The organism is Bacillus glycinifermentans (genome assembly GCF_001042475.2).
In the GTDB taxonomy this organism is placed as follows: Bacteria; Bacillota; Bacilli; order Bacillales; family Bacillaceae; genus Bacillus; species Bacillus glycinifermentans.
Map to the genome: position 1 here is coordinate 133,899 of NZ_LECW02000024.1, position 16,986 is coordinate 150,884.

Annotated in this window: 24 protein-coding genes; 6 read left to right on the forward strand and 18 right to left on the reverse strand. The window is 47.4% G+C overall.

Annotated features, from left to right (window positions below; translation table 11 throughout):
• The first annotated feature begins 18 nt into the window (after positions 1–18).
• Both AB447_RS15755 and AB447_RS15760 read left to right on the forward strand, forming a co-directional pair.
• On the forward strand, positions 19–726 hold the full coding sequence (locus AB447_RS15755; protein WP_057957647.1) for a class I SAM-dependent methyltransferase: 708 nt from the start codon (positions 19–21) through the stop codon (positions 724–726).
• A gap of 93 nt (positions 727–819) precedes the next feature.
• On the forward strand, positions 820–1,083 hold the full coding sequence (locus tag AB447_RS15760) for a hypothetical protein (RefSeq protein ID WP_048355319.1): 264 nt from the start codon (positions 820–822) through the stop codon (positions 1,081–1,083).
• Positions 1,084–1,172: 89 nt separating this feature from the next.
• Here the strand turns inward: AB447_RS15760 and AB447_RS15765 are convergent, their stop codons facing one another.
• Both AB447_RS15765 and deoD read right to left on the reverse strand, forming a co-directional pair.
• Positions 1,173–1,994 (reverse strand): M15 family metallopeptidase, encoded by an 822-nt coding sequence (locus AB447_RS15765; protein WP_048406041.1) that lies wholly within the window; start codon positions 1,992–1,994, stop codon positions 1,173–1,175.
• A gap of 30 nt (positions 1,995–2,024) precedes the next feature.
• A complete protein-coding gene (gene deoD, locus AB447_RS15770; protein WP_048355320.1) occupies positions 2,025–2,723 on the reverse strand; it encodes a purine-nucleoside phosphorylase in 699 nt (232 codons plus the stop codon).
• Between the two features lie 199 nt (positions 2,724–2,922).
• Between deoD and AB447_RS15775 the strand changes: the two genes are divergently transcribed.
• Genes AB447_RS15775 through AB447_RS25890 form a run of 3 tightly spaced genes read left to right on the forward strand, consistent with a single transcriptional unit; the run spans position 2,923 to position 4,991 of the window.
• Positions 2,923–3,924, forward strand: a complete 1,002-nt coding sequence (locus tag AB447_RS15775; protein ID WP_048355321.1) for a permease — start codon at positions 2,923–2,925, stop codon at positions 3,922–3,924.
• A gap of 17 nt (positions 3,925–3,941) precedes the next feature.
• The gene (locus AB447_RS15780) at positions 3,942–4,799 is read left to right on the forward strand and encodes a TIGR03943 family putative permease subunit (protein ID WP_048406039.1); all 858 of its coding nucleotides are present in this window, start codon (positions 3,942–3,944) and stop codon (positions 4,797–4,799) included.
• Between the two features lie 60 nt (positions 4,800–4,859).
• On the forward strand, positions 4,860–4,991 hold the full coding sequence (locus AB447_RS25890) for a hypothetical protein (protein ID WP_096891842.1): 132 nt from the start codon (positions 4,860–4,862) through the stop codon (positions 4,989–4,991).
• Positions 4,992–5,028: 37 nt separating this feature from the next.
• Here AB447_RS25890 and AB447_RS15785 read toward each other — a convergent pair whose 3' ends face one another.
• From AB447_RS15785 to AB447_RS25365, 3 genes are all read right to left on the reverse strand, one after another.
• On the reverse strand, positions 5,029–5,349 hold the full coding sequence (locus AB447_RS15785; RefSeq protein WP_048406038.1) for a YodL domain-containing protein: 321 nt from the start codon (positions 5,347–5,349) through the stop codon (positions 5,029–5,031).
• Between the two features lie 54 nt (positions 5,350–5,403).
• Positions 5,404–6,015 carry a phosphatase PAP2 family protein gene (locus AB447_RS15790; RefSeq protein WP_048356175.1) on the reverse strand — a complete coding sequence of 204 codons (612 nt, stop codon included), beginning with the start codon at positions 6,013–6,015 and terminating at the stop codon, positions 5,404–5,406.
• Between the two features lie 106 nt (positions 6,016–6,121).
• Entirely contained in the window at positions 6,122–6,292 is a 171-nt protein-coding gene (locus tag AB447_RS25365) for a YozD family protein (RefSeq protein WP_082142419.1), read from the reverse strand.
• Between the two features lie 122 nt (positions 6,293–6,414).
• Between AB447_RS25365 and AB447_RS26930 the strand changes: the two genes are divergently transcribed.
• Positions 6,415–6,549 carry a hypothetical protein gene (locus tag AB447_RS26930; protein WP_046129584.1) on the forward strand — a complete coding sequence of 45 codons (135 nt, stop codon included), beginning with the start codon at positions 6,415–6,417 and terminating at the stop codon, positions 6,547–6,549.
• Here the strand turns inward: AB447_RS26930 and AB447_RS15795 are convergent.
• From AB447_RS15795 to msrA, 13 genes are all read right to left on the reverse strand, one after another.
• On the reverse strand, positions 6,542–7,222 hold the full coding sequence (locus AB447_RS15795; protein WP_048356176.1) for a hypothetical protein: 681 nt from the start codon (positions 7,220–7,222) through the stop codon (positions 6,542–6,544). The two genes, AB447_RS26930 and AB447_RS15795, sit on opposite strands and share 8 nt — an antisense overlap.
• 162 nt (positions 7,223–7,384) lie before the next feature.
• A complete protein-coding gene (locus tag AB447_RS15800; protein ID WP_048356179.1) occupies positions 7,385–7,606 on the reverse strand; it encodes a YozE family protein in 222 nt (73 codons plus the stop codon).
• Between the two features lie 109 nt (positions 7,607–7,715).
• Positions 7,716–7,997 carry a YokU family protein gene (locus AB447_RS15805; RefSeq protein ID WP_048356177.1) on the reverse strand — a complete coding sequence of 94 codons (282 nt, stop codon included), beginning with the start codon at positions 7,995–7,997 and terminating at the stop codon, positions 7,716–7,718.
• Positions 7,994–9,403 (reverse strand): lysine 2,3-aminomutase, encoded by a 1,410-nt coding sequence (gene kamA / locus AB447_RS15810; RefSeq protein WP_057957648.1) that lies wholly within the window; start codon positions 9,401–9,403, stop codon positions 7,994–7,996. The genes AB447_RS15805 and kamA overlap by 4 nt, the downstream gene beginning before the upstream one ends.
• A 70-nt stretch (positions 9,404–9,473) precedes the next feature.
• Positions 9,474–10,367 (reverse strand): putative beta-lysine N-acetyltransferase, encoded by an 894-nt coding sequence (gene ablB / locus AB447_RS15815; RefSeq protein WP_082142418.1) that lies wholly within the window; start codon positions 10,365–10,367, stop codon positions 9,474–9,476.
• 24 nt (positions 10,368–10,391) lie between these two features.
• Entirely contained in the window at positions 10,392–11,666 is a 1,275-nt protein-coding gene (locus AB447_RS15820) for a peptidase (protein WP_057957649.1), read from the reverse strand.
• Complete coding sequence (locus tag AB447_RS15825; RefSeq protein ID WP_057957650.1) at positions 11,654–12,334, reverse strand: 3-oxoacid CoA-transferase subunit B; 681 nt, start codon at positions 12,332–12,334, stop codon at positions 11,654–11,656. Before AB447_RS15825 ends, AB447_RS15820 begins: the two co-directional genes overlap by 13 nt.
• The gene (locus AB447_RS15830; RefSeq protein ID WP_048356178.1) at positions 12,316–13,008 is read right to left on the reverse strand and encodes a CoA transferase subunit A; all 693 of its coding nucleotides are present in this window, start codon (positions 13,006–13,008) and stop codon (positions 12,316–12,318) included. Before AB447_RS15830 ends, AB447_RS15825 begins: the two co-directional genes overlap by 19 nt.
• Complete coding sequence (locus AB447_RS15835; protein ID WP_057957651.1) at positions 12,992–14,350, reverse strand: aspartate aminotransferase family protein; 1,359 nt, start codon at positions 14,348–14,350, stop codon at positions 12,992–12,994. The genes AB447_RS15830 and AB447_RS15835 overlap by 17 nt, the downstream gene beginning before the upstream one ends.
• A gap of 439 nt (positions 14,351–14,789) precedes the next feature.
• Complete coding sequence (locus AB447_RS25370; RefSeq protein ID WP_048356359.1) at positions 14,790–14,924, reverse strand: YjcZ family sporulation protein; 135 nt, start codon at positions 14,922–14,924, stop codon at positions 14,790–14,792.
• A gap of 77 nt (positions 14,925–15,001) precedes the next feature.
• Positions 15,002–15,778 carry a GNAT family N-acetyltransferase gene (locus AB447_RS15845; protein ID WP_048356378.1) on the reverse strand — a complete coding sequence of 259 codons (777 nt, stop codon included), beginning with the start codon at positions 15,776–15,778 and terminating at the stop codon, positions 15,002–15,004.
• A gap of 83 nt (positions 15,779–15,861) precedes the next feature.
• Complete coding sequence (msrB, locus tag AB447_RS15850) at positions 15,862–16,320, reverse strand: peptide-methionine (R)-S-oxide reductase MsrB (RefSeq protein WP_048356360.1); 459 nt, start codon at positions 16,318–16,320, stop codon at positions 15,862–15,864.
• Positions 16,307–16,855, reverse strand: a complete 549-nt coding sequence (gene msrA, locus AB447_RS15855) for a peptide-methionine (S)-S-oxide reductase MsrA (protein WP_048356361.1) — start codon at positions 16,853–16,855, stop codon at positions 16,307–16,309. Before msrA ends, msrB begins: the two co-directional genes overlap by 14 nt.
• Between the last annotated feature and the right edge of the window lie 131 nt (positions 16,856–16,986).

Sequence of the window (16,986 nt, forward strand, 5' to 3'; positions counted from 1 at the left end):
AAAAGGAGGGATTTAATTTTGAGCGATTATTTAGACATGCTGGCTTATTTCGGCGTTTCCGGCGCTCATCCGGGCGGCATGGCGCTGACAAAGGCCGTCCTCGCCAAAGCCGGTATCGATCCTGAACTCCCGATTCTTGACGCCGGCTGCGGTACGGGCCAGACCGCAGCATACTTGGGACATCTTCTGTTTCCGGTGACCGCTCTTGATTCAGACGCGGTCATGACCTGTAAAGCGAAAAAAAGATTTGCAGATGAAGACTTGTCCATCCCCGTCGTACATTCTCAAATTGAAAAAACGCCGTTCGAGTCTGACAGCTTTGCCTGTGTATTGTCGGAATCCGTATTAAACTTTACAGACATTGCTTCATCACTCGCAGAAATCCGCCGGATTTTGAAGCCTGACGGAAAGCTCGTCTGTATTGAAGTGTCTCTTGCCGATGACAGTCTTTCAAAGGAAGAGAAAAAAGAAATCAGCGATTTTTACGGATTTACCGCGTTGTACACGGAAGACGAATGGCTGAGCGTACTCCGCGGTTCCGGTTTTTCGCAGATCGAGACGATCGGCGCTGCCTTGGAAGCAGCAGATCCCGAAGAAAGCGTCACAGAGATGGACCTTTCGCCTGACATTCCGGAAAAAGCCTATAAAACAATGGAAAAACATCAGCGACTGCTGGCAACATATCAGGGGGCTCTCAATCCTATTATTTTTGTGTGCCGTCCATAAACCAGCGTTTGTCTTGCTTCTTTCGTCCAACCTTTTCTATCAATTGCGCCATATGCTGAAATAGAGAGCATACTAGATGAAAGGAGCATGTAAATGGAGCGTTACTATAGAATTTGCAATCAGAATGTCGGCAAAGTGGCCAGAATCACTGATAGAAGGGGCCGCGTCCATGTCGGCAGAATCGTTCGCGTCACGCCGCAAAAAGTATTTATCTCCCCGATGATCAGAAGAGGTGCTCCCGGTTACGGCTACGGCTACGGCTGGTGGGGAGGCTGGGGATGGGGCTGGGGTGCTGCCTACGGCATCGGTCTCGGCTTGATCGCCGGCATTGCGCTTGGAGGCTTATTTTTCTGGTAAATTAAAAAGGCCGGTATTACTCGGCCTTTTTGGTTTTCGCCGCGCTGTCTCACAAAAAAGAGCTTTCGCGCCAAGCGCGAAAGCCTTTTTTATATTTTTTTCACTTTTTTAAAGTACTCTTCAAGCGTCAGATTATGCTCTTTTATGACTTTGGCAGCCTTTTTGCCGACATAGCGGAGATGCCAAGGTTCATATTCATATTTCGTGATGCTTTCCTTACCTTTAGGGTAACGGATGATATAACCGTATTTATAGGCGTTTTCATCCACCCATTTGCCGTCTTTTGTGTTGATGAAATCTTGAGAAAGGGCATAGCCCATGCTCTTTGAGGAAATATCCATCGCAAGCCCGGTTTGATGCTCGCTCTCTCCCGGATACGCCACGGCTTCTTTCGCCTTCTTCTCCCCCTTTAAGCTTACTTCGTTGTCATAGATCGTTTTTTGTCTGTCATATGACCTGTATCCGGAAACGGCCGCAAGCTCATAACCTTGTTTTTTCGCAGCTTTAAACAAGTCTTCCAGCGCTTCTGCCGCTTCTTTCCTAATATAGCGTTTTTCGATATCCTCCTTAAAGGAGAACTGAACGTTCGGCACCGTTAAATCCGCAGGTTTGTAATCTCCCGGGAGCGCGTATTCTTTATTGACAAGCGCCAGTATGTTTTCCGGATTTTGAATGGTCGGCAAACCGTTGATTTCTTTGAGTTGATTGAAATATTTGCTTTCAAGCACAAATTCCTGATCGGTTAGATCGCTTTTCGAGCTGTCTGTCTTTTGATCTTTGTTCACGTTAGATACGTTTTTCGTATTCGTTGTATCCGGCTGCTTCTGTTCTGTCATCGAGCACCCTGTGCCCAGCAAAACCGCTGCGCTTAAAAGAGATGCAATCGATGCGTATTTGTACTTTCTGTTCATTTCATACCCTTCCTTTTTCTCGCTTTAACATTATAAGGCGGTGTCCAATGCAAGCAGAATCATATCATTAAATGTCGTCTGCCTTTCTTCAGCCGTCGTTTCTTCTCCTGTAATGACGTGGTCGCTGACCGTTAAAATCGACAGCGCTTTCCGGCCGAATTTTGCCGCCAATGTGTAAAGCGCAGTCGTTTCCATTTCGACCGCCATTACCCCGTGTCTGGCAAGCTTTTCGATTTGGCTGTCCTCATTATAAAATTGATCAGCCGTAAAAACGCTCCCCGCCGTCACCGGAATGTTCCGTTTCGCCGCAGCATCATAGGCCGCTTTTAAAAGTCCGAAATCAGCGCACGGAGCGAAGTCGATTTGTCCGAACGCCACCCTGTTGATTTGCGAATCAGTGGAAGAAGTCATCGCAAGGATCACGTCTCTTACATTGACATCTTTTCTGATTGCGCCGCATGATCCGACGCGAATTAAGTTCTTCACATCATAGCTGTTGATCAATTCATTTACATAAATCGAGATGGACGGAACGCCCATGCCCGTTCCCTGCACGGAAACGCGCTTTCCTTTATAAGTTCCCGTAAAGCCGTACATGCCGCGCACTTCATTGTAGCACTCGACATTCTCTAAGTATGTATCAGCAATGTATTTTGCACGAAGCGGGTCTCCGGGCAGCAGCACCGTTTCCGCGATTTGCCCTTTTTCCGCGCCAATATGTACGCTCATGATTATTCCTCCTGCCTTTTTAAAGCTGACTGATAGCAAATAGTGGAGCAACTGCTCGCATTATGTATTATAAACCAATACAACGGAAAAAGAAAATAAAGGCATGTGTCATGCTCTCTCCAATAACTGTCATGTTTAAAAAAGACAAGCATATCTTAAACAAGAATCATTCCGATTAAATTAAAGGATGGGGAGAACTATGTTTCGTACAATCAACAGTTATATTATTGATTTTACCGGGATACTGGCAATCGGGGTATTCGTATGTCTTGCGGCAATCGGAGAATCGCTGGCGGAGAATCTTCCTTTTAAAGTGCCATCGTCCATCGAGCAGCTGAACACGATCTTTATCAGCATTTTAATTGAGGCGCTTCCTTTTGTTTTAATCGGGGTATTCATTGCCGGCTTTATTCAAATTTTTGTAACGGAAGATCACCTTCGCGCTCTTATGCCGAAAAACAAGTTTTCAGCCGTCCTTGTCAGCTGTTTGTTAGGGGCGTGCCTTCCGGCTTGTGAGTGCGGCATCGTACCGATCGTCCGGAGGCTCGTCGCCAAAGGCGTGCCAATTTATGCCGGGGTCGGCTTTCTTTTGACCGGGCCGCTGATCAATCCGATCGTCATTTTATCGACCTATATGGCATTTGGCAATGATGTACGAATGGCGGTCTTACGAGTTGCCGTCGGTTTCGCCGCTGCGGTCTTGATCGCTCTTATGATCAGTCTGATATTTCGATCAAGCCAGTTAAAGGCGAAAAGCAGCAAAGATGGTCATGAACATTCCCTTCATCCCTCCCCTTTTTTGGAACGGCTTTATCATGTGCTGACACATGCGATTGACGAATTTTTTGACATGGGCAGATATTTGATTGCCGGTGCTTTAGTCGCAGCTCTCGTTCAGACGTATATGCCGTTAAAATCGCTGTTCGTCCACGGAGGCGGGATGCTTGATGCGAGCCTGATCATGATGGCGCTGGCATACTTTTTGTCTCTCTGTTCGGAAGCTGACGCATTTATCGGCGCATCTTTCAGGAGCTTGTTCCCTGAAACGGCCATCCTCGGGTTTTTGGTATACGGACCGATGCTTGATTTAAAAAACACGATCATGATGCTCAGCGTATTTAAACCAAAGTTTGTATTGTGCTTAGCGGCGCTGATCACCCTGATTGTCTATATTTGTGTGAAGATCGCTGTCTTTTTATAGAAAGGGGGTGTTTTAACATGGTTTTTCAGCCGCGGCAATTTTTGCACGCCGTCATTTTGGCGGCCTTTTCAGGATATATTTTTAAAATCCATCATACAGGAGAGATCCGAAGGCTCATCAATCCGAAATATGAATATATGAGCCTGATTGCAGCCGGTGTATTTACTTTGCTGTTTCTCATTCAACTGACACGGGTTTGGACGATTCACAAGGAAAAGTGCGGGCTGTCCTCATGCGGGCATGACCACGGCCGTTCGAAACCTTTTTTGATCAAAATGATTCACTTCGGAGTGATTTCCCTGCCGCTCATCACCGGTTTTACGTTTGCGCCTGCAGTTTTGAACTCATCTGTCGCAGCAAATAAAGGAACGATGCTCACCAAAACAGATGCCTCAAACAGCGGACATGTGACAACGCCCGGAATCGAAAAAGGCCTGGAGGAATCCGTCATTTCACAAACGGCATATGATCGGAAAATGACCCGGTTCAAACACTCGAATCCGCTTGTGATGAAAGACGATATGTTCGCCGAATATTACGGCGACATCAGTGAAAACCTTGATGATTACGCGGGTAAAGAGATCATTGTCCAAGGCTTTGTCCATAAAGAACGTGCCTTAAAAAAACAGCAGATCGTCTTATCCCGCTTTCTGATTACCCACTGTATCGCTGATGCAAGTCTGATCGGCTTTCTCGCCGAATGGGACGGAGCGCATTATACAGCACCGGATACGTGGCTTGAAATCAAAGGAACGATCGGCAAGGCTTCATTTCAAGGAAGCACCGTTCCGGTCATCAAGGTTAAACAACAGACCGTCATAAAAGAACCGGCGCATCCGTACGTGTACCCCGCGACGATTCAGATGACAGAATAACCCCGGATAAAACAGGCGCTGTTTAGTCATCCTATTCGTTAGGAAGGAGGAAATCGAACAATGGGCAAAAAACAGCGCAACAGAGTAACCGGCCAGAAAAAAAACAACCACATCCCGACCAAGGATGTGATTGCAGCTGAGGAAGCGCACGAAAAAGACTTCAGCGCCAGAAAACGAAAAAATACTACGTAAAAAAACTGCGGTTAACGCTTCCGCAGTTTTTGCTTTTTCAAGATGATTGCAGGAGAATGCGGTTGATTTTGCTCCAACCCGTTGACAGCAGTTTATAATAGGTTTTTCCCTTTCTTCCTTCATCAATTAATACGATATCGCCCGTTGCGAGAAACCTGGCCTTATAATCGTTCGGTACCGTGTCATATACATTAAAGGTCGAAAACGTCCGCTCCAATACATCCTCATGGGTTCTGCCGTTTATTTCAGTTCTGTACACCATCTCATATCCCTTCTCTTCACCAAAGCGGGGCGTCTGAAAAATCGTCACATCGAAAGCTGTCAGCTTCTTTTTAAACAGTTGGAAATTTAACGGCAACACGATCCCTCCCTTTTTTTATTATATTAGCGTTTTGCTTTTCGATCCCTTTGACTACTTTTGTCGAACGAGCGGGAAGTTTTCGTCAATTTTCTTGAAGATGAAAAACAGCGCAAAACCGAGGGAAAACCCGCCTATCACATCGGTTGTATAGTGAACGCCGAGATACATGCGGCTGAATCCGATCAGTCCGATCAGCACGCCTGTCCACACCATGACAGACGTCCGGCGCTTTTTGAAAAACGGCACATGCGTCAAAAGGAGATAGGCGATGAATGGATACATGGCCGCTGCATTCATTGAATGACCGCTCGGAAAGCTGAAGGATGTCTCGGAAACCAGCGGGCTGAGTGACGGCCGCTCTCTTGAAATCCAATCTTTCAAGCCTTCATTGGCCATTCTTTCCGCAAAAAATAAAAGATACACATACAGTGAAGCCCCCGCTTTTTTATAAACGGCAAGAATGACCGTCAAAAGCAAAAGCAAGGGCAGGATGATCTTGCCTGATCCCAAATGGGTCAGCATTTTGAACAGCTGTGTGAGAAACGGCTGCCTGATGCTTTCGACAGCCTGAAGAATGTTGACATCGACTGATTGAACGACAGGAAAGCGGATGATGACGGCCGCTATGATAAATAGAACCGCCGAAATGATTGTTTTGTACATGAAACAGCGGCTGCCTCCTTGATCATTTTTTAAACATTGTACATCGGGCCTTGTTCAGCAGGCAACAATGAAAGACCGCAGCCTGCGAGGCTTCGGTCTTTTCGTCTTAATCCTCTATATACTCATCTATCATGCATTTTTCAAGCAAATAATCAAAGGTGATATCGGCAATTTCGAACAGTTCGTCCTCGCTCGGTATGTAGCCTCTTCTCGTCAGCTCAAGATAAAAAAAATCAGCGATTTCTTCTGTATCTATCATAAGCTCAATTTCTTTCACTTTGATCGCCTCCTTATTCTGATGTATGAGCTGTCTTCCGGTTTTATAACCGGTTTGTCATAATGTTTGTCCCCTGTCATATACATGTTGTAACAAAACAAAGCCCAGAGGGGGAAAGAAAAATGATACGGAAAGCCGTTGAAGCGCTTGACGGAGAGCATTTTGATCAAATCCTGGGAAAAGTCTTGCGCGTGATGTCCGGATTGATTTTGTTCGGCTGTTTTCCTTATTTTTTATTTTTGGTGTTTTTCAGCTGAAATATTCTTTCAGGCTTCCCAACACAAAATCCATCATATCTTTATATTCCTCATCCTGAAACATTTCATACAATACTTTATAGTCGTTGTAGATATCGAGCAGCTTATCCACCACGACAGAGGCTATTTTCCGCTCTTTTTTCTGCTCCTCGCTATCGCCTGCAAAAGGCAGGAACACCTTTTCTGTCAACGGTTCATCGAGTTCCTGTCCCACTTCCCCCACATAATGGACAAAAAGGAGCTGATGAACAAACTGGTCCATTTCGTATGTTCTAAGGACAAGGGTCAAATCCTCTTCCTCCGTCTCAAGCCATTCGCCGTCTTTCAAACGGATCAGTTCGTAAATAATGTCTTCCCAGCCGTCTTCTACATATCTCCATATTTCGGTTCTGTGGCCGGTGATCTTAAACAATTCTTTACCGTAGTTTTTCACATATACGACATCCCCGATTAAAAATTCATATTCGATATCAAGCTTTTCTGTCTCGACGATGACCCCGTCGTAGTCTTTATAAAGCTGTAAAGAAGTCTCAAAATAAAGAACTTCATTATGATTAACTTCATACAGAAAGTGTTTGTCGATTTTATGAACCTTCGTAATCGTGCCGACGGTACCGTACATAACCACCACTACAACATCCCCGACTTTATATTTAGGCGCGTTTGACTTCATGCTGATTCCCCCCTGCCTGAAAGCTTCCGTCTTACGCTTATCGTATGCGCCAGGCTGTCAATTCGCATGGGCAGGGATACAGAGCGGCGACGAGTTTTCCAAAAAGCCCTCGGGGCGGCTTTAAACGACAAAAATGCCGCAGGACTCTTGTCTGCGGCATTTTTATTGCTTTGTTTCCGTTATATATTTTTCCCAAGCTTCATCAAAGATCGTCATTGATGATAAATAATCCGTATTGAGCTCAAGATACGAACTGATTTCATCGTACCGATTTGATGCCTTGGGAAACCCGTGATCAAGGTAGGCGTGATTGGCGAAATCGCTGATATCGTCTTTCGGCTTTGGATGGCGGTATTTCATTAAATAATGGTAAAAAGATTTCACGGTTTCCCCTCCTGTCTCTTCTGTTGTTGTTCTATTATACAGCTCAAATGAAAAAATACAAACGATAAACCGTTCTCCGATATGTAAAAACCGGCTCAGAAAGCCGGTTTTACGAAGAAAAATCAAAGTAGTTCCGCTTTAAAATGCGCTCGGTTTTCATAAGGCCTTCAAACGACACCGATGAAGGCAAAGTTTGTGTATCGATGAGAAACAGCTGGTTTTCGATTTCTTTTATAATATCATCTTCCTGATACACCATCCCGCAGCTTTGGCATTTGACCGCGGGCGTCTCCGTAATTTCAACCGCCTTTGTTCCGTCAGGAAGTTCCCAGTAAACGGTCGTTTGATCATGTTCGGCCTTCGGTTCGCCGCACCAGTCGCAGCGCTTCATTGGGCATGCCCCTCAGCTTCCGCTTCTTTCTTTTGCTGGGCGAGAAATTTCTTTTCTTTTAATTCGTCCCGTTTCGCTCTGCGGCTTTTCAATGTTTCGTGGCCAGGCCTTTCCGCATAGCTTTCCCTTCTTTTTAAACGGTTCAATCCTTCAGGTGTATAGGAAAGGGTGCGATCCTCAAATATGGCGGAAATTCCGGTGCGTTCTTTTTCCTTTAGCACTTCAGGATAAATTTCGCCGAAATAGTCATCCGCTCTTCCCGGCACATAGTTTTCAGGCTCCGGATATGAAGTGATGACCCCTTCAAAATTGCGGAGCACTACTTTATCAGGGCTTTGCGAAATGAGGTAGTTGGGCTGGATGGAGATCTTTCCGCCCCCGCCGGGTGCATCAATCACAAAGTTTGGAACAGCGTATCCGCTCGTGTGTCCCCTCAAGCCTTCGATGATTTCAAGCCCTTTTGATACCGGCGCCCTGAAATGGCCGATTCCTTCAGACAAATCGCACTGATAAATATAATACGGACGCACCCTGATTTTCACCAGATCGTGCATCAGTTTTTTCATAATGGAAACGCTGTCATTTATACCTGCCAAAATAACGGCCTGATTGCCGACCGGTACGCCGGCATTGACAAGCTTCTCGCATGCTTCCTTTGCTTCCTCCGTAATTTCGATGCTGGTATTAAAATGCGTATTCAGCCACACGGGATGATACTTTTTTAAAATGTCGCAAAGCTTGTCGGTAATCCGCTGCGGAAACACGACAGGCGCCCGCGTCCCGATCCGGATGATTTCAACGTGCGGTATGGCGCGAAGGTTTTTCAAAATGTATTCCAAAATCTGATCGTTGATCAGCAGTCCGTCGCCGCCTGAAATGAGGACATCCCTGACTTCAGGCGTGTCGCGAATATATCCGATCGCCTGGTCAAGCTGCTTTTTTGGCACGCCCATTCCGATTTGGCCCGAAAACCGCCGCCTTGTACAGTATCTGCAATACATCGAGCATTGATTTGTGACGAGAAACAGGACACGGTCAGGGTAGCGGTGGGTTAAACCGGGGACTGGCGAATCTTCGTCCTCCTCAAGGGGATCTTCAAGGTCGTATTTTGTTTTATGCATTTCTTCGGAAAGCGGAACGGACTGCATCCTGATCGGACAGCGGGGGTCATCCGGATTCATGAGCGAAGCGTAATAAGGCGTAATGTTTAAGGGAATCGTTTTCGTGGACAGCCGCACCCCCTCCTCTTCTTCCTTTGTCAGATTGACGACTTTTTTTAAATCGTCGAGCGTTCTGACCGTATTTGTCAGCTGCCATATCCAATCATTCCACTTTTCCTCCGGCACATCCTTCCAAAGCTCAATCTCCTTCCAGTGCCTTTTCGGCTTGAACAGACCGTTTGTCATCTTTCATCCCCCTATCAGCATTTTTCCTCTTACTAATCCAAGTTATGTGAACGGCAGGGAAAGTGACTCTTCATTTTGAAAAACAATCCCGGCCGAAACGGCTGAGCTTTCCGCCCTGACTTGTCATTTCAGGCGGACGGCTTAAATTTTTGCACCAGATGTTCATGTTCTCCAAGCTTTTATAAATGAAGCAATTGTTCGCCAGCCGGCCTCTGTACCGGTAGGATAAATGGTAAAGCGTGGCGTTCATCCCCAAAGAAGCGGCTCTTGCAATCGAAAAAACATAAAAGACGCCCGCCTGCTTCAATTCGGCTTCAAGCGCTGTAATCAGGCGCTTTGTCAAAGAAAAACCGCGGTGTGAAGGAAGAACGGCACAGTCAGTCATTTCAGCATTCTTGAGCGTTTGGTTGACGTCTGCACAGGCCGCTGCGACAAGCTTCGTCTGATCAAAGGCGAGGTAGTAGACGGCTCCTTCTGCCATCGTCTTTTTGACATATGCAGGGTCTGTAACCGGCGCCGGATAGACGGGAAATACGTCTTGATAAAGCTTCGCCAAAAGCGGTGCATCGCCGCTTTCGGCAGGCCGGATGAAAAACGGCGCCAGCTTTTTTTCCTGCGGAGCCGGGGAAAGAAACAGCTCCCTGAGCATATCGTCCTGAGCGAGCCAATCGTCTGTGTTTCGTCTGTTTTGATTCAAATATTGGACAAGCACGGCCGCATCATGGCCGTTATAATATCCGTCAATCTGTCCTTCCGGCTCAAACAAATGCTCCAGCAAACCGGCCGTGTCGTTTTTTTTCGCAAAAATGATGATTTTCTCAATATCATGTTCTGTTGCCGCCTCCATCATATCGAGGAAAAAAGAACAGACATCCCCCTCGTAATTGATGATTCTGATTCTTTTATTGAAAAGGTCGAGATCAAGCTCAAGCCGGCAGGTTTCATTTTCCCATTTTTTGATCATGCTCTTCCCTCCGAAACAGCCGGTCTATGTTATTCTTTCGATGTCGCACCACTTCATAATAAAAAGACTAATAATCTTCGCCGCTTTAATGAGGGCGTCTTTTTCGATATATTCATTGGCCTGGTGAGCCAGTTTCGTTTCACCGGGGCCGAATACGATGACAGGGGTGTTTCCCGCATGCGACAATACGCCGCCGTCTGTCGCCCATGGGGACGCTTCGACGATGGGCTGTTCGCCGGTGATTGTTTGATAGGCTGATTTGAGCGTAGTGGCCAGTTCGTCATCCCCGGTCAAATCGTTGGGAAGCCACATTGCGCCAAACCATTCAAGTTCGGCCGGATAATGTTTAAACCATTCGTCTTGATATTCTAGATCCTTCAGCCAGCTCTCCAGTTCAGACTGAACGTCTTCGGGGGATTCGCTCGGTGCGATGCCGCACCTTCCCTCTATCATTACGGTATCGGCTACAGATGAAGGCCACGTACCTCCTTTGATCGTTCCGATGTTGATCGGAACCGGAATCGGAATATTTTCATATAATGGATCTGTTATTCTTTTATTCCTCACCTTTTCAAGCTGGCGGATCGATTCGATGACAATCATGCTTTTTTCGATTGCGCTGACCCCTTCATACCTTGTGCCTCCGTGTGCTGAAAGGCCCTTTACCGTAATTCTGAACCACATCGACCCCTGCTGTTTGATAAACAACTTCATGTTCGTCGGCTCCGGAATCAGCGCACCGTCCGCGCGATAGCCCCTCGTAACGGCGGCCAGCGTTCCCGCTCCTCCGCACTCTTCGTCAACGACGCTTTGGAAGATGAGGTCTCCCTTCAGCCTGATGCCGCACTTTTCGATTGCTTCCATCGCCATTAACAGAGCGGTGCTCCCCCCTTTCATATCTGTTGTTCCCCTGCCGTAGATCCTTCCTTGTTTGACAACAGGCTGAAACGGCCCGGTATCCCAATCCTTCTTGCTTCCTTCGGGCACAACATCAATGTGGCCGTTTAAAATGAGCGATTTTCCGCCTCCTGTGCCCCGTTTTCTGGCCACGATGTTCGGGCTTTCTTTAAAGCTCGTTCTGTCGGACTTGAACAGCGGATGCTGGCGCAATTGCTTAATGCTCGGTTCCCAGACGTCGATTTCGGCGTCAAACTGCCTCAGTTTTTCCAAAACGACCGCTTGTGCGTGAAATTCCTGCCCCATCGTGCTTTTTTCCCCGACAAGCTTTTTTAACAGGCGAACCGCTTTTATTTCATGCGAATCAATCCAGTCGCACACTTTTTTCTCTATGGTCTCCATCCAATTCCTCCTCCCTGCGAAAACGGCAGATCGATCTGGACGCGTCCATCCGTCAGCCGCAGCACATCATCAAGAGCCGCTTCATTCATCAGTTCCTTCAGTACAAAGTGATTGTTTTCAATCGCAAATACCGCTTTATCGGTGATCACCATATCAACGCAAGCCTTCGCCGTGAGCGGAAGGGTGCAGGCTTCGAGAAGCTTGGGCGCTCCGTTTTTATCCGTATGGCTCATGACGACGATCACTTTTTTTGCTTTTTGCGCAAGCTCCATCGCCCCTCCCATCCCCGGAACTTTTTTTCCCGGCACAATCCAGTTGGCAAGATCTCCGGATTGACTGACCTGAAGGGAGCCAAGGATCGTCAAATCAATACAGCCCTTTCTGATCATCCCGAACGACACGGCGGAGTCAAAATAAGAGGCGCCTTTTACGACAGTGACCGGGTAGCCCGCCGCATTGCAAAGATTCTCATCCTCCATCCCTTTTTCAGGAGTCTCCCCGATGCCGAGCACACCGTTTTCGGATTGAATCATGACGGAAATCCCCGGATGCAGGAAGTTCGGGACGAGCGACGGGATGCCGATTCCCAAGTTGACGATCATTCCGTTTTTCACTTCTTGAGCCGCTCTTTTAGCGATCTCTTCCCTCTCTAATGCTCCCAAACCCATTTCCACGTCACCCCTTTTGATTCGACCACCCCATCGACAAAAATGCCGGGTGTCACGATTTCCTCTTCACGAAGTCCGCCTGCCGGGACGATTTGTTCGACCTCTGCGTACGTTTTGTCTGCGGCCATCGCCATGAGCGGATTCATGTTGCGGGCTGTTTTGTCATAGGTGAGGTTGCCGAATTCATCAGCCGTTTTTCCGTAAACAAAGGCAATTTCCGCAGTCAGTGCTGTTTCGGCAATGAGCGTTCGCCCGTTTAGTGAGACGGTTTTCTTTTCTTCCAGCACCATCTCATTGTCGATTCCGACGTCTGTTAAAATGCCGCCAAGTCCGACGCCGCCCGCGCGGATCCGTTCGGCCAGCGTTCCCTGAGGCGAAAATTTCACTTCGAGAAAACCGTCAGTCATTTGTTTGCCGGCGACGGGATTTGAGCCGATATGAGAGGCGATCAGCGTTTTGACGCGGTTGTTGACGATCAGAGGTCCGATGCCGATCCCGGGAAATCCTGCATCATTACAAATTACGGTTAGGTTTTTCACGCCTTTTTCCAAAATCCCCCTGATGAGTGACGGCGGTGAGCCGACGCCGCCGAACCCTCCAAACATCAGGATCGCTCCATCCTTTACATCTGCTACCGCATCCTCGATTGACACCCGTTTATTCAAAAGGGCCATCTGCCTGTATCCCCTTTTCTACTTGTTTTTCAACTTCATGGACAGACTCTCTGAATATGTGAACGAGCTCCTCCATCTCCGCTTCTGATACCGTAAGCGGCGGCGCGATGATGACGGCGTCGCCGCCCCCTCCGTCGATGCCGGCTTGCGCCGGGTACAGAAGGAGCCCCCTCTTTTTCGCTTCCGCGATGATCCGCCTTGATACCGATAAGGAGACGGGAAACGTCTTTTTGCTTTTTTGATCGGAGACAAACTCGACGCCCAAGAGCAGCCCTTTGCCGCGGATTTCACCGATGATACCGGTTTGTTCCATGACGTCCATTAATTTCTTCTTCAGCTTGTCACCCTTTACCACGGCTTTTCGGGGCAGATCGTTCTTGATGATATAGCGGAGAACCGCAAGTGCCGCAGCGGCTGAAAAAGGATTGGCGCTGTAAGTATGTCCGCTCATGATGACCCCTGATCCATTTTTGATCGTCTCCATCATGTCATCGGTTATAACGGCAGCTGCAATCGGAGAATAGCCTGCGCTCATTCCCTTGCCGAGAACGGCGATGTCCGGTGTGACGCCCCAATGTTCGATGGCAAGCATCCTTCCCGTCCTTCCCAAGCCGCTCATCACTTCATCCGCAATAAACAGAATATCGTTCGCTTCACAAATGTCTTTTATTTTTTTGTAATAGTCACCGGGAGCTGTAATCGCGGCACCGGCCGCTCCGATCACAGGCTCCGCTACAAAGCCGGCGATAAATCGTTTGCCGATTCGTTTGATCGAAAGCTCCACTTCATTCGCGCATGCCGCACTGCAAGCTGAAGAATCAAGCTCATACGGACATCTGTAGCAGTTCGGTGCAGATGCGGCGGGATACCTGTGAAGAAGATGGGTAAAACGGTAACGGCGTTCATAGAATCCCGACAGCGAAAGGGCTCCGTTCGTGATGCCGTGATAGCTGTTCCACCTGGATAGAAACACCGTTTTATCGTATTGTCCTTTCTCCTGCCAATATTGAACGGCAATCTTCATCGCGGTTTCCACCGCCTCAGACCCGCTGTTTACAAAAAAAGACCAATTCAAATTGCCCGGCAGCGCGTCTGCCAATAGCTCGGCAAGCTGTTCGGCCGGCTCGCTCGTAAACTGCGAACGATAGACAAAAGAAACTGCATCAAGCTGTTCTTTGAGCCGGGTGATGACCTCTGCTGTGCCATGGCCGAGATTGCAGGTAACGGCACCTGAGCAGCCATCGAGATATCGTTTTCCCGACTGGTCATAAATATAGCTTCCTTTTGCATGGTGAGCGACCGGATAACTTTCGTGAAGATCCGGTTTAATCAAAAATGACATGAGACATACCCCCCTTCCAAGGAACAGGACTTTCTTTACATTGTATGAAACGGGAAATGGCGGCATTCTTTTTTCGAAAACGTAAATGAAGACAGGAATGCGGGCTGCTTTTCGAATGCGAGAAACCCTTGGAGGAACCGGCGGAACTCTGGGATCCTGCGGAAACCGAGACTTTCCGCGAGAAGCGGATGCCGGGAATTTACATGAGGATAAAATAATCTGAAAAAATCTCCTTTTACGACCAAATCATGCTTCAATACGTTCCTTCCTGTTTGTATAAATTCATAGCAGATGCCGCAAGACGCAGGATTAAAGCAACATCTTTGCAGGTCTATTTTACATATTAAAGGAATTTTAACGATTCGTATTTGCAAAACAAAAACCTTCCCGATGGAAGGTTTTGTGAAGATGTTATATACCGGTTTGATTCTATATTTCTTTAGTGGATAAAAGCGGCTCCGACGATAATCAGCAAAATAAAGAGTACGACGATTAATACGAACGTGCTTTTTCCGTAAAATCCATGGCCGTATCCATAGCCGCCGTAATCACAGCAATGATGGGGGTAATACACGGGACATTCATCCTTTCCTGAAAATTCGTTACACCCCAGCCTATGCGGGCCAAGTCACCATTGGTTTGTGCTTCTGCCTACATCGGGGAAAACAAATATTTAAAAATGGTTGTCAGGCGATGCGCTCTCCGAAATCCGAGCTTTTCATAAAACCGTTTCGCCTGATCGCTTCCAGTCGTGACCAGATAGCTAAGTCCCAGCCCTGACCGTTTTGATTCGGCAAGCATTTCATGGAGCAGTTCCGTTCCATAGCCCTTGCGCTGATAAGGCTCTAAAATGGCGACTTCCTCGATTTTGGACACGTTTTCCCGGTAATCTGCGTAAAGCTCCGCACAGCCGATCGGCGTCCCATCATCAGAGTAGCAGACAAACAGCTGAACAATGCCTTTTTCATAAAATGGATACTTGCGGCGCAGCTTCTCTTTGGCAAATGTCTCATTTATGCTTAGCGCATCATAGGCCTGCATCACCTCACAGCCGTCCCGAAGCGATGTTGGCGTTCCCCATCTGATCCGGCCAGACCCGGCATCCTCTTGCCATTCCGTCAGATCGATGCTGTAAAAAAGCTCCTCATCAAGGACATACCCGAGATCAAACAAAGCTTTTTTCATAGAAAAAGGAACACTCTTGCCAAATGAACTTTTCACATGAATGTAATTTCGTTTTAAAATCCCCGGAACGCGAACGAGCAGCGAACATAAATCTTCCATCGGATAATCGTCCTGCAGCTGTATAAAATGGTTGGCAAACATTTGCGGAAGCTGATCATCTATGAAAACGTCATAAAACGCTTCGCTTTTTTTAGTGCATGTCAGCAGTAAATAGTTTTCCTCAGCCTGTACGATTGATTTCATAACGGCAGCCTCTTTTCGGTTCGTATGCATGGTATAAAAAAATGACCCTTTCATAAAAAGGATCATCTTTTGACAGGAGAATGTCAATTCTTTTTAGAGTCTTTTTTTCCTTTCTCAAATAAGCCGGCATACTTTCCGTAGCCTTCCTTCTCAAGATCGTCCTTCGGAATAAAACGAAGCGCGGCTGAGTTGATGCAGTAGCGGAGACCGTTTGGACCCGGGCCGTCGGGAAACACGTGACCGAGATGCGAGTCAGCGGTCTTGCTTCTGACTTCCGTCCTGATCATGCCGTGGGACGTATCAAGGTTTTCCTCTATCTCTCCTTCATTGATCGGCTTCGTAAAGCTCGGCCAGCCGCAGTGGGCATCAAATTTGTCGAGCGAGGAAAACAGCGGCTTCCCGGATACGATATCAACATAGATTCCCTCTTCCCGGTGGTTCCAATACTCGTTTTGGAACGGGGGTTCTGTTCCGTTGTTCTGCGTCACCTCGTACTGTATCCGATTGAGCTGTTTGAGCCGTTCTTCTTTATTGACGCTCATGTCCCAAGCCTCCCCAATGTTCTTTTAAAAATCCCTCTCGCCCGCTTCCAACACGGTACCTTTTATAGCGCTCGGGATGTTTTTTGTAGTAATCCTGATGGTATTCCTCAGCAGGGTAAAACGGGCCGGCTTCAAGAATCTCGGTTGCGATCGGATCTTTGAAGACGCCGCTTCCTTCCAGTTTTTTCTTTGATTCCAGAGCGAGCTTCCGCTGTCTGTCATGATGATAAAAAATCGCCGTCCGGTAGGATTCGCCGCGATCCGCAAACTGTCCCCCGCTGTCTGTAGGATCGATCTGCTGCCAATAAAGTTCAAGCAATTTTTCATATGGAAAGATATCGGGATCAAACGTGATCTGCACCGCTTCTCGATGTCCGGTCGTATCGCTGCAGACCTCTTCATATGTCGGGTTTTCTTTATGACCGCCCGTATAGCCTGAGACGACTTTAATAATGCCGGGCTGTTCGTCAAAAGGTTTGACCATGCACCAAAAACAGCCTCCCGCAAACGTAGCGAGTTCCCGTTTTTCAGCCATATGCGCTGCCTCCTTATCATAAAACGTGATGTGAACTATTATATCATAGCCTTTTGCTTTTCCATCTTCTTCTGCTCACGCTCATACATTATTCTAAAAAACTTCGGACATCCGACTTTCTCCTCTTGCCG

Bases quoted from the DNA above. Each gene is read 5' to 3' on its own strand.
- AB447_RS15760 (WP_048355319.1), top strand. From the start codon at position 820: ATGGAGCGTTACTATAGAATTTGCAATCAGAATGTCGGCAAAGTGGCC.
- AB447_RS15765 (WP_048406041.1), bottom strand. From the start codon at position 1,994: ATGAACAGAAAGTACAAATACGCATCGATTGCATCTCTTTTAAGCGCA.
- deoD (WP_048355320.1), bottom strand. From the start codon at position 2,723: ATGAGCGTACATATTGGCGCGGAAAAAGGGCAAATCGCGGAAACGGTG.
- AB447_RS15775 (WP_048355321.1), top strand. From the start codon at position 2,923: ATGTTTCGTACAATCAACAGTTATATTATTGATTTTACCGGGATACTG.
- AB447_RS15780 (WP_048406039.1), top strand. From the start codon at position 3,942: ATGGTTTTTCAGCCGCGGCAATTTTTGCACGCCGTCATTTTGGCGGCC.
- AB447_RS25890 (WP_096891842.1), top strand. From the start codon at position 4,860: ATGGGCAAAAAACAGCGCAACAGAGTAACCGGCCAGAAAAAAAACAAC.
- AB447_RS15790 (WP_048356175.1), bottom strand. From the start codon at position 6,015: ATGTACAAAACAATCATTTCGGCGGTTCTATTTATCATAGCGGCCGTC.
- AB447_RS26930 (WP_046129584.1), top strand. From the start codon at position 6,415: ATGATACGGAAAGCCGTTGAAGCGCTTGACGGAGAGCATTTTGATCAA.
- AB447_RS15795 (WP_048356176.1), bottom strand. From the start codon at position 7,222: ATGAAGTCAAACGCGCCTAAATATAAAGTCGGGGATGTTGTAGTGGTG.
- AB447_RS15805 (WP_048356177.1), bottom strand. From the start codon at position 7,997: ATGAAGCGCTGCGACTGGTGCGGCGAACCGAAGGCCGAACATGATCAA.
- kamA (WP_057957648.1), bottom strand. From the start codon at position 9,403: ATGACAAACGGTCTGTTCAAGCCGAAAAGGCACTGGAAGGAGATTGAG.
- ablB (WP_082142418.1), bottom strand. From the start codon at position 10,367: ATGATCAAAAAATGGGAAAATGAAACCTGCCGGCTTGAGCTTGATCTC.
- AB447_RS15820 (WP_057957649.1), bottom strand. From the start codon at position 11,666: ATGGAGACCATAGAGAAAAAAGTGTGCGACTGGATTGATTCGCATGAA.
- AB447_RS15825 (WP_057957650.1), bottom strand. From the start codon at position 12,334: ATGGGTTTGGGAGCATTAGAGAGGGAAGAGATCGCTAAAAGAGCGGCT.
- AB447_RS15830 (WP_048356178.1), bottom strand. From the start codon at position 13,008: ATGGCCCTTTTGAATAAACGGGTGTCAATCGAGGATGCGGTAGCAGAT.
- AB447_RS15835 (WP_057957651.1), bottom strand. From the start codon at position 14,350: ATGTCATTTTTGATTAAACCGGATCTTCACGAAAGTTATCCGGTCGCT.
- AB447_RS15845 (WP_048356378.1), bottom strand. From the start codon at position 15,778: ATGAAATCAATCGTACAGGCTGAGGAAAACTATTTACTGCTGACATGC.
- msrB (WP_048356360.1), bottom strand. From the start codon at position 16,320: ATGAGCGTCAATAAAGAAGAACGGCTCAAACAGCTCAATCGGATACAG.
- msrA (WP_048356361.1), bottom strand. From the start codon at position 16,855: ATGGCTGAAAAACGGGAACTCGCTACGTTTGCGGGAGGCTGTTTTTGG.